Origin of the sequence: Frankia tisae, assembly GCF_025403405.1 — a bacterium.
Taxonomy (GTDB): domain Bacteria; phylum Actinomycetota; class Actinomycetes; order Frankiales; family Frankiaceae; genus Frankia; species Frankia tisai.
This window is the reverse complement of the sequence record NZ_JANEZT010000164.1, coordinates 1-14,006: the sequence shown is the minus strand read 5'-3', so window position 1 is coordinate 14,006 and position 14,006 is coordinate 1. Positions and strand designations below refer to the sequence as shown.

The following is a 14,006-nucleotide window of genomic DNA, read 5'->3' as shown; positions in this document are numbered from 1 at the left end:
GGGGTGGGGCTCGGACCGCACTATTGGGACGAATCGTCGCGATCGCGATGGGGGAGCTGTGCCGCGGTAAACCTCGACGATGATGTGCACCTCTCGCGGTCCGGTGAACATCGACGATAGGTCCGATGAACAACTGGCAACCATCGGCGGTGGAGCCTTGCGGAGCGATGCCCAGAAGGCATGTGGGCACCTAGCATGCGGCGAGTGGGTGACAGGTCGGCAGATGCCATGACAACCGGCGCACACCACACCACACCGAGCCGCCCCCGCCCACCGAGTGGCCCGAGACGTTGGATGGACGATGACGGTGGTACCCGGCAGCAGCGCACCAACCGGCCCCGACGGGGGCGCGGACGGCGGATCGATGCTGCCCGCAAAGCTGGTCCGCCGGGTCATCTCCGGCCTGCCGACGGGGCTGATGGTCCTGGATTCCACCGACCGGGTTGTCCTGGTCAACACGGTCGCGAGGCGGATGGGCGTGGTCGACTCCGACGAGCTCGCGGTGGCGGAACTGGCCGAACTGGTGCGGGCGACCCGCGGGGCGGGCAGCGACCGGGAGCGCCAGATCGACCTGCCGCCGGTGCCCGAGCCGCCGCTGACCCGGCCCCGGCCCGACCAGGAGGGCGTTGCCGTCCGCGCCCGGGCCCGCCTGCTGGATTCGTCCGGTCATGTCGCCGTCATCCTGGATGACATTACGGAGTCGCGCCGCGTCGAGGCGGTGCGCCGGGACTTCGTCGCCAACGTCAGCCACGAGCTCAAGACCCCGGTCGGTGCCCTGCACGTCCTCGCCGAGGCGGTCGCCGCGGCCAGTGAGGACCCGGTGGCCGTGCGCCGGTTCGCCTCCCGCATGACCCACGAGTCGGCGCGGCTCGCCAGGCTGGTGCAGGAAATCATCGATCTGTCCCGGCTGCAGGGCGCCGAGCCGCTGCCCGATCTGCGGCCGCTGGCGACGGCCGGGCTGCTCGCCGAGGCGGTCGACCGCACCCGGCTCGTCGCCCAGGCACAGGAAATCTCCATCGCGGTGATCGGCGACGGCGAGCTGCGGGTGCTCGGCGACGAGAACCAGCTCGTCACCGCAGTGGCGAACCTCCTGGACAACGCGATCAGTTACTCGCCGCGCGGGACCCGGGTAGTGCTCGGCGTACGCCGCAGTGGGACGACCGTCGAGATCTCGGTCGCCGACGAGGGCATCGGGATCGCGGAGAAGGACCTCGAGCGGGTCTTCGAGCGGTTCTACCGCGCGGACCCGGCTCGCTCCCGGGCGACCGGCGGGACGGGGCTCGGCCTCGCGATCGTCAAGCACATCGCCACCAATCACGGCGGGTCGGTGACCGTGTGGAGCGCGGAGGGCGCGGGTTCCACGTTCACCCTGCGGCTGCCGCTGTTCACCGGTGCGCTGCGATCGTTCACCTTCGGGGAGCGCCGTGCTCCGGCGAGGACCGGGCCCGAGGCTTCCGACGCGGGCGGTGCGCCGAGCGGTCATCCTGGCGGTATCGACGTCGGCGGCGGCGCCCCTGGCGGCGGCTTCGGTGGCTCCAGCGGCACCGGTGGTGCCGGTGGTGCCGGTGGAGCCGGCTCGGGGGGCGCGGACGGCGGCAGTTCCGGCGGGGGGGCGCGCCGCCGCGCCGAGAACAGGAAGCGGTCCGGGTCGGCCGGACCGTCCGATGCGACAGGGGGAGCGAAAAGGTGACCCGGCTGCTCGTGGTCGAGGACGAGGAGTCCTTCTCCGATGCGTTGTCCTTCATGCTGGAGAGGGAGGGCTTCGAGGTGGGGGTCGTCGTCGACGGCCCCAGCGCGATCGCCGAGTTCGACCGGCGCGGCGCCGATCTCGTCCTGCTCGACCTGATGCTTCCCGGCCTGTCCGGCACCGAGGTGTGCCGCACGCTGCGGAGCCGGTCCAGCGTGCCGATCATCATGTTGACCGCGCGGGACAGCGAGATCGACAAGGTGCTCGGCCTGGAGCTCGGCGCGGACGACTATGTCACCAAGCCGTTCTCGGCCCGTGAGCTCGTGGCCCGGATTCGGGCCGTGCTGCGCCGCCGCTCGGAGACGGAGGAGGCCGCGGAGGTCACCCTGGAGGCCGGACCCGTCCGGATGGACGTCGAACGGCACGTCGTCACGGTCGATGGCGGCGCGGTCACCCTGCCGCTCAAGGAGTTCGAACTGCTGGAGATGTTCCTCCGCAACGCCGGGCGGGTACTCACGCGGGGTCAGTTGATCGACCGGGTGTGGGGCTCGGACTACGTGGGTGACACCAAGACCCTGGACGTACACGTCAAGAGGCTGCGGACGAAGATTGAGCACGAACCCGGGAATCCGCGGCACCTGGTGACCGTGCGGGGCCTGGGTTACAAGTTCGAGCCGTGATCAGGTAGGTCGCGGCCGGAGGGGGGCGGTGTTCAGGTGCTCGGTGGCGTGCGTCCGACGGGGTGGTTCCCGCTCGGCGCCAGCCGTATGACCTCTCGGGCCGAGCACGCCGCGGCGGGCCGGGACTCCGTGCAGGACGGCAGTTCCACTGGGGGCAGGGAGGCGGCCGCGGAGGCCCGGGACGCGGTGGAGGCCCGGGATGCCGCGGAGGTCGGGCCGATCGGTGCGGCCGTCGCGGTGGTCGTCGGCTCACCGCCGTCCGTGCCCGTGCGACCTGCGGTCAGCGTGAGCCCCGTGCCGGCGGGCCCCCATCCCGGTCCGATGCGGCTCGGCGTGATCGACATCGGGTCGAACACTGTTCATCTGCTGGTCGTCGACGCCCATCGGGGTGGGCAGCCGCAGCCGGCGGCCAGCGTGCGGGTTCCGCTGCGGCTCGTCGAGCTGCTCGACGCCGACGGATCGCTCGGGCCCGACGGCGAGCGGGATCTGACCGCCTGCGTGCTGGACATGCGCCAGCAGGCAGACGCCCTCGGGGTGAACGATCTCGCCGCGTTCGCCACCTCGGCGCTGCGCGACGCGACCAACGGCGAGCAGGTGCTGGATCGGGTCAAGGGCGCGACCGGGATCGCGATCCGCGTCCTGCCGGGCGAGGAGGAGGCCAGGCTCACCTTCCTGGCCGTGCGGCGCTGGTTCGGCTGGAGCGCCGGGCGGCTGCTGGCCCTGGACATCGGCGGCGGCTCCCTGGAGATCGGCGCCGGCATGCACGAGGACCCGGAGGTCGTCGCCTCGCTGCCGCTGGGCGCGAGCCGGCTCAGCCGGGACTGGCTGGCCGACAACGACCCGCCCAAGCGGGCCGAGTTCGCCGAGCTGCGGCGCTACGTGCGGGCGCAGATCGCGCCGGTTGTCGGCACGATCTACCACCTGGGGGAGCACACCCGGGCGGTGGCCACGTCGAAGACGTTCCGCTCGCTGGCGCGTATCGCCGGCGCCGAGCCCTACGGCCGTGGGCCGTACACCCGCCGGGTGCTGCGCCGCGAGGATCTCGCCGAGGTCGTGGCGAGGCTGTCCCGGATGCCGGTCGAGGAACGGGCCGGGCTGCCGGGGGTCTCGGCGTCGCGGGCGGGGCAGCTCGTCGCCGGCGCCGTCGTCGCCGCCGAGGCGCTCGACCTGTTCAGCATCGACGAGGTGGAGATCTGCCCCTGGGCGCTGCGGGAGGGCGTCATCCTGCGCCGTCTCGACTGGCTCACCTCGGCCTGAGCCTCCTGCCGGCGTCCGGCCCTGCCCGGCGTCCGGCTTCCTTGTGTCCCTGGGGACAGGCAAGGGGGATAGGCAAGGTAGCCCAGGCGGGGGGAGGCGATTGACACAGAGAATAAAGGTAAATGTCCGGTTGCGGGGGGAGCGTTGTAGCGCAACGATAACGGGATGTTGCCGTTGTCACGTGCGATGTGGGGCTACGCACCCTCGTTCGGCGGGCATCGGAGCGAGCGGGTTCGCGACGATGGCCTAGCCTGGATGAGGGGAACGGTCGAGCTGGCCGGTTCCCGGTCCGTACGGCAGGGAGTTGGTTTGCAGGCGTCGCGTGAGGATGCGTGGCCGGTGCCGCCGGTCGCGATGGCACCCGCCCGGGTGCCGCCGGAGCGAGCCGCACCCGCCGCGGCCGCACCCGCCGCGGCCGCACCCGAGGCTGTTCGGGCCCCTCAATCGGCAGTCGTCCTCCCGCGCGGCGCCCCGGCCCACGCACCCGTCCCGCCCAGTGCCCGGGTAGCGCTGTCCACCGCCTCGACCTATCCGGAGTCCACGGCGTCCGCCTTCGAGATGGCCGCGCGGCTGGGCTACGACGGTGTCGAGATCATGGTCTGGACGGATCCGGTCAGCCAGGACCCTGAGGCGCTGCGCCGGCTGGTCGATTACCACGGCATCCCGATTCTGGCGATCCACGCGCCGTGCCTGCTGCTCACCCAGCGGGTCTGGGGCACCGATCCGTGGGCGAAGCTGGTGCGGGCTCGTGCCGTCGCCGAGACGCTCGGCGCCCCGACGGTCGTCGTCCACCCGCCGTTCCGCTGGCAGCGCGACTACGCCCGGGAGTTCGTGACGGGTATCGAGCGGATGGCCGGGGAGACCGACGTGCGGTTCGCGGTCGAGAACATGTTCCCGCTGCGGGCCCGCGGCCGGGAGGTTTCCGCCTACGCGCCGGACTGGTCCCCGGTCGACGACGACTACGCCCACGTCACCCTCGACCTGTCGCACACCAGCGTGTCGCGCTCGGATCCGGTCGCGATGGCCGGCGTCCTCGGCGAACGGCTGGTCCACGTGCACATGGCCGACGGCGTCGGGTCGGCCAAGGACGAGCACCTCGTCCCCGGCCGCGGCACGCAGCCGTGCGCCGAACTACTGGAACTGCTGGCCACCGGGGGTTTCGACGGCACGATCGTCGTCGAAATCAATACGCGGCGCGCCGAGTCGCGCGTCCAACGGGAGGCCGACCTCGCCGAGGCGCTCGCGTTCACCCGGCTTCACTTCGCCACGCCGTCCGCCGCCGGACTTCATCACACCTACGGCTGACACGCCGGCGGTTAGTCGCCACCATAAGAGCATGTCCCGAGGACGGACCCCGACCGGCTCGTTGTTCGACCCGCTGGCCGATGCCTATGCCGCCGCCAGGCCGAGCTATCCCGAGCATGTCTTCGGTGACATCGAAAGGATTGTGGGCCGCCCGCTGGCGGGGGCCGATGTCATCGACGTGGGCGCGGGTACCGGCATCGCCACCCGGCTGCTGCGTGCGCGCGGCGCGCGTGTCGTCGCGGTGGAACCCGGTCCCAGCATGCTTGCCCGGTTGCTTGACCGCAGCCCCGGACTACCCGCTGTGCGCGGCGACGGGGAGGCGCTGCCGCTGCGGGCCGGGGTTGCCGACCTGGTCTGCTACGCGCAGGCCTGGCACTGGGTGGACGTACCGGTCGCCGCGGCGGAGGCCGTGCGGGTGCTGCGCCCCGGCGGCGCCGTCGCCGTCTGGTGGAACGACGTCGACGCGGCGCAGTTCCGCTGGTGGCAGCGCCAGCAGGAACGGCTGGAACGGATGAGCCCCGGCTACCGGCGGGAATACCGCTCCCGCCCGTTCGCCGACGAGCTGCGCTGGACCGGGCACTTCAGCGAGGTCGTCACCCTCACCGGGCGGTGGCAACGGCGCATCGGAATTGATGACTACCTGACCTGGCTGCGCTCCAAGTCGTACGTCGCGGCGATCGGTGATCGTCTCGGCGACTTTCTTGACGCCGAGCGTCGGACCATGCTGCGGGCCTTTCCCGACGGTGTCGTCGTCGAGCCCTTTCGTACCCTGCTGGTGATTGCGCGGATGCCCGAGGGCTGAGGCGTCCGCGGCCGGTCGCGTCAGGCCGGCCCGTATCGCTGGGCCGGTCGGTGACGCCTCGTCGCCCCGGCGATCTCCTATGTAATGAATCATGCACTGTGGGTGGCTTGCCGGCGGTGTCGCTTTCATTACGGAGTACCCGACTCGAGCGGGATTTACTAGTCCGTTAGTCTTGCGGGCGTTCGCGGGGGTGTGTCGTACTTTGTTGGCGAAGCGCAGTGTTGCGGATACCGGGTGCTGGTCCGGCTGGGCGAGCGGATCGGTGCACGATCCGCAGCACCGCGTCCGGCCCGTCCCGGCGCCACACGTCACCCCTGAGCCGGACGCCGACCGCCGGCGTTCCGCTAGAGGAGGCGACGGTCATCATGCGGCGTGGTCCGGAACGAGCTGGAACGGCGGACTCCCGGGCGACGGTTACCGGCCCGCCGGTCTCCTGGCAGGCGGACACCGGGGCAATGGATCTGTACGCCGGGGACCCGCGTACGGGGAAACCGAGTGCGGGGGACCCCCGGAGGGGGGACCCGCACGCCTCGGACCCACCTGTGCGCGATGTGCGGGCTGGCGGCCGGCGCGGGCGCGGCGGGGCGCATCCCGGCGGGGATCCGCCGCGCCCGCAGCCGCCGGTGCGATCGTCCGTACCGCCCCGGCCGGCCGGAGCCTCGTCCGCGGACGCCGCCGCGAAGTTCGCCTACAACCCGGCCCTCGACGGGCTGCGGGTCGTCTGCATCTACATCATCCTCGCCGGCCACATGGGCGCCATCCATGCCAGTAACGTGGCGGTCGACGTCTTCTTCGTCCTCAGCGGGTTTCTCATCACCGCGCTGCTGCTGGCTGAGCGCAGCCGGACGGGGACGGTCTCCCTGGGTCGATTCCTGGTCCGGCGTGCCTATCGGCTCATGCCCGCAATGTGGGTCTACCTGCTGGCCGGGCTCGCCGTCACGGTGGCGTTCAAATGGCATGACGTCCCCTTCCGGAACGACTACATCGGCAGCGCGGTGTCCGCGTTCTTCAACGTCAACAACTGGTACAAGGTCGAGCACCCGGCCGCAGGCGGTCGCTGGCTGGCCCACGTCTGGTCGCTGTCGTTGGAGGAGCAGTTCTACCTGCTGTGGCCAGCAATGTTCCTGCTCGTCACCCGATCCGAGCGGCTACGGCCGCATCTGATCAAAATCCTGCTCGCGATGATCGTGGTCGTCGCGATCTGGACGTTTACCGTCGCCAGCGGCGGCGCGCCGCACTCGCGGGTATACCTGGCGCTTGACACGCACGTCGCCCCGCTGCTGATCGGCTGCCTCCTGGCAGTCTGGCGTGACGCCAGACTGCGGGCCCTGGCCGCGCAGGAGCCGGTCACCGATCCGGCCACGGGCGGACGCCGCCGCCGGCACTCCCCGCAGTCGGGAAGCAAGGTCACGCCGGTCACCTCGGCCGCCGTCGAGCGCTGGACGGTGGGGCTGCGCATCGCCGGCCTCGGCCTCGTCGCCGGGATCGGGCTGGTCCTCTTTGCCTTCCTCGGGCCGAACAAGGACAGCCACAGCGCCAACTGGCTCGACCATGCCGCGTACATCCCGAGCGCGTTGCTCGGCGCGATCGTCATCCTCAGCGCCGACCTGCGCCGCGACACCGCCTGGGTCCGCCTGCTCGGCAGCCCGCGGATGGCCTTCCTCGGCAAGATCACCTTCAGTATCTATCTGTGGCACTACCCGGTCATCTCCGCGGCGAACGGTCAGCTCGTGCCCCGGATCGGGCTGTGGCCGTCGGTGGTGTGTGCCGCCGCCGCCAGCACGTTCATCGCCTACTTCTCGAACCGGTTCGTCGAGAAGCCCGCGCAGCGGGCCCGGCCCAAGTGGGCGGACACCCCCCGCGGACCGGCGACGGTGAAGGTCCCCGACGCCCGCCCGGCGCCCGAGGAGGCTCGGTGGCCCGAGGAAGTCGGGCGCGGAGAGGACACCACCTGGTTGGAGCTGCCGGGGATGGCCGGCCGCGCCACCGGCCACCGCCGCGACGGCGGAAGCCGACGCGACGCCGACCGGTACACGGATCACGACTTCGTCGACGCCCCGCATGCCGATCCCGGGTACGCCGATCCCAGGTACACGGATCCCAGGTACACGGATCCCAGGTACGCCGATGCGGGATACGGCAGCGGCCGCCCGAGCCGCGGCCAGCCGGCGGGCGGCCGGCAAGACCCGCAGCCGGCAGGGAGCCCGGACGCCTACCGTGCGGACGCCTACCGTGCGGACGCCTACCGTGCGGACGCCTACGACGGCTGGGACGGCGCCGGCGCCAACACCCACGGGAGCGGCCCACGGACCGCCCCAGGCTGGGCCGACGCCGGTCAGGATCGCCGTGCCGGCCAGGGCTGGGTCAGCCAGCCGCCGCCCGGCTCCTACGACCGGGGCGCCGGTCCGCGCACGGGGGACCTGCCGGGCTTCGCCGGGCACGTCCCCGACGACGGCGCCGACGTCTGGGTCGACGAGGGGTACGCGCGCCCTCGCGCGGGCTACGCTGCCGCGCCCGCAGACCGGACCTGGCCGCCGCGCACCGCTCCGGGCGGCGCTACCGGTCCCGCCGCCCGCACCGGCCCGGCTGACTATCCCCCGCAGGCTGACTATCCCGATCAGGCGGGTTACCGCGCTCCCGGTGATTACGCCGGTCCGCGCGATTACGCCGATCCGCATGGTTATGCAGGTCCCGGTGGTTACAGCGATTCCCGCTCTCACCCCAATTTCGGAAGTTACCGCGGTTCCGATGATTACAGCGGTCACGGTGGCTACAGGGGACCGGGCGGTGACCCGCTGACCGGCCCGACCCCGCCGCCAGTCGGGCCCGCCTACGTGGACCATGCCTACCTCGGAGAGCCGAACTACGAGTGGGAGCAGGGAGCCGGCGCGGGCGACCGGTCCTGGACGCGGTCCTCCGACTCCCATCCGACCGGTGATCCGCGTACCCGCCGTTGGCCCGGGCCGGACCGGGGCGGCCACGCCGAGGGCGGTGGTGACGACCGCGGGACGGGTGGTGCTGGCTGGCCTCCGGTCGCGGACGCCGGTCCCGGACGCGGCGCGACCAGCGGTCGTCGGCGGGGCGGCGAGGGCGGCGGCCAAGGCGGGTATGACCATGAAATATAGCGCGCAGGCCCCATCCTTCAGAGCGGGGTTGGCGCCTCAACAACAGTATCGGCACGTCGAACATATGTGCTATTCTGATGGCTGTGGGAAGCCAGCCGGTAAAGCGGTCATACCGCTATCGGTTCTACCCGGATTCTGAGCAGTCCGCGCAGCTTGCCGCGACGTTTGGTTGTGTTCGCTACGTGTACAACCGGGCGCTTGCCGAGTGGTCCCGGGCGTGGCGGGAGGAGCGGCGCCGGGTCACTCTCGCTGAGACTGGCAGGATGCTGACCGGGTGGAAGCGGGATCCGGAGACGTTGTGGTTGGCCGAACCGCAGAAAGGCCCACTGCAGGCCACGCTTCGCCATCTTCAAGCGGCGTTTGTGAACTTCTGGGCGCAGCGGCCAGGCTTTCCGTCGTTCAAGAGGAAGGGTCGGACCGTGGATGCGGCGACCTATTTTCGGAACTGTTTCACCTACCGGGATGGTCGGGCCGGGTTGGCGAAGCAGGGCCGGCCGTTGGACATCGTCTGGTCCCGCCCGCTGCCGGACGGTGCGGTGCCGTCGCAGGTGACGGTGTCACGGAACAGCCGGGGCCAGTACCACCTGTCGATCCTCGTCGAGGAGACCGTGACCAGCCTGCCTTCGGTGGACGCACGGGTGGGGGTCGATGCGGGGATCACCGCGCTGGTGGCCCTGTCGACCGAGGAGAAGGTCACCAACCCGAAGCGCGAGCAGCGGGACCGCGTCCGGCTCGCCCGCGCGCAGCGGAACCTTGCCCACAAGGTGAAAGGCTCGAGGAATCGGGCGAAGGCCCGGGCGAGGGTCGCCCGGATCCACGGGCGGATCGCCGACCGGCGCCGGGATTTTCTGCACACGTTGTCCACGAGGTTGATCCGCGAGAACCAAACGGTGGCCCTCGAGGACCTGCCCGTCCGTAACCTGCTCCGCAACCACACCCTGGCACGGGCGATTTCGGATGCGTCCTGGTCGGAGCTGCGGCGGATGGTGGAGTACAAGGCCGGCTGGTACGGCTGGACGGTGATCGAGGTCGACCGGTTCTACCCGTCGTCGAAAACATGTTCGTCCTGCGGGGCAATCCACGATCGGGATGTGAACGCGGCGAAGAACATTCTGGCCGCAGGGCTTGCGGTGTCCGCCTGCGGAGAGGGAGTGAGACCGCCTCGCTGGTGAAGCGAGGCGGCGTCCGTCGGTGAAGCAGGAACCCGCACCGCGAGATGCGGGAACCACCTCCCTGTAGGGAGGTGGGGATGTCAGCGTTGGACCGGGTATGGCAGCGGGCCGGGTGACGGCTGCTGATCTGTGCCTCCCAGGTCCGGGACGACCCGCGTTCCCCGGATCGTCCGATCGGGCCGTACCCTCCAGGCCGCGGGGCGAAGCGGACGGAAGGGAAGGACGGTCATGATCGTTGCGGTCGTGGGGGCGGGACGGCTGGGCGAAGCCGTGTTGTCCGGGCTGTTGGGTTCCGGGCACTCGGCCGGGGACGTCGTCGTGGCCGAACGGGACGCCGACCGGGCCGCGGAGATCGCCGCCCGCCACGGCGTCGAGGTCCATCCTCCGGTGATCGCCGCGGCCAAGGCCGATGTGCTGCTCATCGTGGTCAAGCCGCAGGACGTCGGCGCACTGCTGACCGAGATCGCCCCGGAGGTCTCCGCCGGCACACTGGTCGTGTCGCTCGCGGCCGGAGTGACCACGGCGGCGATCGAGGAGCGGCTGCCGTCATCGCCGCCGGTCATCCGGGTCATGACGAACACCCCGCTGCTCGTCGGGGAGGCGATGTCGGCGATCTGCGCCGGCCGCAACGCGGGGGAGGAGCACCTCGCCGCCGCGCAGGCGCTGCTCGCGCCGGTCGGGCGGGTCACCCGGGTCGCGGAGTCCCAGCTCGACGCGGTCACGGCGCTCTCCGGCAGCGGGCCGGCGTACTTCTTCTATCTGGTCGACGCGATGGTCGAGGCGGGCGTGTTGCTCGGCCTACCGCGTCCGCTGGCCACGGAACTCGTCATCCAGACGGCGCTGGGCTCGGCCCGGATGCTGCGCGAGAGCGGCGAGCATCCCGCCCTGCTGCGGGAGGCGGTCACCTCGCCGGCGGGAACCACCGTCGCGGCGTTGCGGGAGATGGACCGGCGGGGAGTGCGCGCGGCGCTGATGGACGCGTTGGAGGCCGCTAGTGACCGCTCCCGGGAACTGGGCCGTTCGTAGCTGGGACACCGGGCTCGACGTGGTTGGCCCCCACGGCGGGTAGGCTCGCCCGGTAACTTCCTCAACATAGATCGGTCGGGTACGTGGGCTCAGTCATCAAGAAGCGTCGCAAGCGGATGGCCAAGAAGAAGCATCGCAAGCTGCTGAAGCGCACCCGCGTTCAGCGTCGCAACAAGAAGTAGGTTCCCGGCCGGTCCGGTGCGGGGGACGCGCCGGCGGATGGTCGGTTGGGCCCACGTTCTCCGTCATCGGCGTCTTCCCAGTGTTCCTACCCGCGCCTGGCGCGCGGCTCCCGTGCCAACAGGAGCCCCGCCACGTCGCTCTGCGTGCTTAAGCCATGACTCTGTGGCAGGCTGACTCCGCTGGGGCGGCAGCGCGGCCGGTCCGCAGGCAGGGGGACGGCATGGCGGGCTCGTGGATCAACTTCCTGTCCGACTACGGCGTCGACGACGCCTGTGTCGGGGTGTGCCACGGCGTCATCGCGCGGCACGCCCCGTCCACGCGGGTGCTCGACGTCTGCCATTCGATCGCGCCCCAGGATGTGGGGCATGCGGCGATCACCCTGGCCGGGGCGGTCGGCTACCTGCCGGCGGGGATCCATCTCGTCGTCGTCGAACGCCTCGACGCGGACGGTTACACCCGCGGGGTCGCGGTTCGCACCGCCGACCGTTCCGTGTTCGTGTGCCCGGACAACGGAGTGGCTTCCCTGGCCTGGGAGGCCCTCGGCGGCATCGCGGACGTCTACGAGATCGCCAACCGGGAGTTCTGGCTGCCGCTGCCCACGGCGGTGTTTCGCGGGCGGGACGTCTACGCGCCGGTGGCGGCGCGGCTCGCGGCGGGCCTGGACCTGACAGACGTCGGCCCGCGGCTCGATCCCGCCTCGCTCACCCGGTTCCGGCCGCGTGCGTGCAGCGTCGACGACGACCACGTCCACGGCGAGGTCGTGTCCATCGACCATTTCGGCAACCTTTCGCTCAACATGACCCGCATCGACCTGGAGGCCGCCGGGATCCTGCTCGGCGATCCGGTCGAGGTTCGGGCCGGCAACCGGCTCATGCGGCTGACCTTCACGCAGACGTACGGAGAGGTGCCCCGGGGTGGGGTCACCGTGTGCGAGGATGCCCTGCGCCGCGTGATGATTGCGGTGAACTGTGGCCGGGCCTCGGACGCACTGCGGTTGCGCCGCCAGGACGCGGTCGTGATCGCGCAGCTTCCCCGGAAGCCCTCCGCGTTCCGCATCGTCCAGGATCTGCCGCTTCCCCTCTGACGAAACTCACACTCTGTAGTCGACACGCCAGCTGAGTTCACGCTGCGCAGTGAAAGCGGGAGGAGTGGGCGTACGATGACCGCGGCGGGGGCGCGTGCATCGTCCCCGGCGCCGGAGGGACACCTGCGGGCGTTGCGGGGAGACTGCCATGAGACCACGCAGGGTGCTGGTTACCGGTGTCGCGCGGCCGCTGGGCGCCCAGGTGGCGACGGCCCTTGCCGCGGATCCTGAGATCGAGGCCGTGGTCGGTGTCGACACGGCGGCGCCCGACGCGGACCTCGGCCGGACCCGGTTCGTCCGGGCCGACATCCGGCATCCGTTGATCGCCAAGGTCATCTCCACCGCGGAGATCGACACGGTGCTGCATCTCAACGTCATCGCGACCCCGCTGGGGGCGGGCGGCCGGGCCGCGATGAAGGAGATCAACGTGATCGGCACGATGCAGCTGCTCGCGGCCTGTCAGAAGGCGAGAAGCGTGACCAGACTGGTCGTGAAGTCGACGACGTCGATCTACGGTTCCTCGCCACGGGACCCGGCGCTGTTCACCGAGGACACTGAGCCGCGCGCCCTGCCCACCGGCGGGTACGCGAAGGACGCCGTCGAGGTCGAGGGTTACGTCCGCGGGTTCAGCCGGCGCCGTCCCGACATCGCGGTCACCGTGCTGCGCTTCACCAACATTCTCGGCCCGCAGTCAGACAGCCCACTGGCCCGCTACCTGGATCTGCCGGTGGTGCCGACAGTGCTCGGTTTCGACCCGCGCATCCAGCTCCTGCACTCCGACGACGCCCTCGCGGTGCTCCTGCGCGCGACCCGCGACGAGCACGCGGGCACGTTCAACGTCGCCGGGGACGGGGTGCTGCTGCTCTCCCAGGCGATCCGTCGGGCGGGCCGCCCCTTCCTCCCGGTGCCCTTCCCGGCGATCGGGGCGCTCGGCGGGGTGGCTCGCCGGCTGCGTCTGGTCGACTTCTCCGCCGAGCAGCTCGACCTGCTTGCCCACGGGCGGGCAGTCGACACGGCCCGGCTGAAGACGGTCTTCGGCTACCGGCCCCAATATTCGACGGTGGAGACTTTCGACAACTTCGTCCGGTATCGCGACCTCCGGTTCACCATCGACCACGAGCTGGTGTCCCGGATCGAGCACGGCCTGCTCGGCTCGCTGGACCGGCGCTGGCTGACGGACTCGCCGTGACGCGCCCGACGGGGGGACCGACCGGCCGTCGCGGCGGGCGGGGAGAGGCGGAACGCATGGCGGATCGGGACGAGTCCCGGGGGGACGCGCAGATCATCCCACTGAACAGCGAGGAGCGGGCCGCCACGGCGGACGGCGTTCGGCCTGCCCGCCGCAGCCGCTCCCGACCCGCCGCCCGCACCCCGGTGGCGGACGCGGGCGGAGCAGCGCTCAAGCCTGCCACCAGCGGTGGCGTCGGCAGCCCCGATCCGGCTATGGCGGACGCCGGCGAGCCGGCTCCCCGGCGTCCGGCCGACCAGAGTGTGCGCCCGCTCAACGGCGTCCGCCCGCCGCGGGCGAAGCGGTCGACCAGCCGCCCAGCGCGCTCGGCCGCCTCCAACGGCACCGCCTCCAACGGCACCGCCTCCAACGGCACCGCCTCCAACGGCACCGCCTCCAACGGCACCGCCTCCAACGGCACCGCCTCCAACGGCACCGCCTCCAACGGCACCGCCTC

Annotated in this window: 11 protein-coding genes and 1 pseudogene; all 12 read left to right on the top strand. The window is 71.4% G+C overall.

The window, feature by feature from the left end; genetic code table 11:
- Positions 1 to 301: 301 nt before the first annotated feature.
- Complete coding sequence (locus tag NBZ85_RS16715; RefSeq protein WP_438803087.1) at positions 302 to 1,690, top strand: sensor histidine kinase; 1,389 nt, start codon at positions 302 to 304, stop codon at positions 1,688 to 1,690.
- Positions 1,687 to 2,367, top strand: a complete 681-nt coding sequence (locus tag NBZ85_RS16710; RefSeq protein WP_261554957.1) for a response regulator — start codon at positions 1,687 to 1,689, stop codon at positions 2,365 to 2,367. The genes NBZ85_RS16715 and NBZ85_RS16710 overlap by 4 nt, the downstream gene beginning before the upstream one ends.
- A gap of 48 nt (positions 2,368 to 2,415) precedes the next feature.
- Positions 2,416 to 3,624, top strand: coding sequence for a Ppx/GppA phosphatase family protein (locus tag NBZ85_RS16705; RefSeq protein ID WP_498041246.1), 1,209 nt, complete (start codon positions 2,416 to 2,418; stop codon positions 3,622 to 3,624).
- Between the two features lie 339 nt (positions 3,625 to 3,963).
- A complete protein-coding gene (locus NBZ85_RS16700) occupies positions 3,964 to 4,929 on the top strand; it encodes a sugar phosphate isomerase/epimerase family protein (RefSeq protein WP_261554955.1) in 966 nt (321 codons plus the stop codon).
- Between the two features lie 31 nt (positions 4,930 to 4,960).
- Entirely contained in the window at positions 4,961 to 5,731 is a 771-nt protein-coding gene (locus NBZ85_RS16695; protein WP_261554954.1) for a class I SAM-dependent methyltransferase, read from the top strand.
- 623 nt (positions 5,732 to 6,354) lie between these two features.
- Positions 6,355 to 8,856: an acyltransferase gene (locus NBZ85_RS16690; RefSeq protein WP_308205188.1), complete on the top strand. Its 2,502-nt coding sequence runs from the start codon at positions 6,355 to 6,357 to the stop codon at positions 8,854 to 8,856.
- Positions 8,857 to 8,933: 77 nt separating this feature from the next.
- Complete coding sequence (locus tag NBZ85_RS16685; RefSeq protein WP_261554952.1) at positions 8,934 to 10,028, top strand: RNA-guided endonuclease InsQ/TnpB family protein; 1,095 nt, start codon at positions 8,934 to 8,936, stop codon at positions 10,026 to 10,028.
- 228 nt (positions 10,029 to 10,256) lie between these two features.
- Positions 10,257 to 11,054 carry a pyrroline-5-carboxylate reductase gene (proC, locus tag NBZ85_RS16680; protein WP_261554951.1) on the top strand — a complete coding sequence of 266 codons (798 nt, stop codon included), beginning with the start codon at positions 10,257 to 10,259 and terminating at the stop codon, positions 11,052 to 11,054.
- A gap of 83 nt (positions 11,055 to 11,137) precedes the next feature.
- Entirely contained in the window at positions 11,138 to 11,236 is a 99-nt protein-coding gene (locus NBZ85_RS16675) for a 30S ribosomal protein bS22 (RefSeq protein WP_003948845.1), read from the top strand.
- 221 nt (positions 11,237 to 11,457) lie between these two features.
- Complete coding sequence (locus NBZ85_RS16670; RefSeq protein ID WP_261554950.1) at positions 11,458 to 12,321, top strand: SAM hydrolase/SAM-dependent halogenase family protein; 864 nt, start codon at positions 11,458 to 11,460, stop codon at positions 12,319 to 12,321.
- Positions 12,322 to 12,469: 148 nt separating this feature from the next.
- The gene (locus NBZ85_RS16665) at positions 12,470 to 13,510 is read left to right on the top strand and encodes an NAD-dependent epimerase/dehydratase family protein (protein WP_261554949.1); all 1,041 of its coding nucleotides are present in this window, start codon (positions 12,470 to 12,472) and stop codon (positions 13,508 to 13,510) included.
- Positions 13,511 to 13,566: 56 nt separating this feature from the next.
- A pseudogene (locus tag NBZ85_RS16660) lies at positions 13,567 to 14,006 on the top strand (glycerol acyltransferase); the annotation flags it as partial.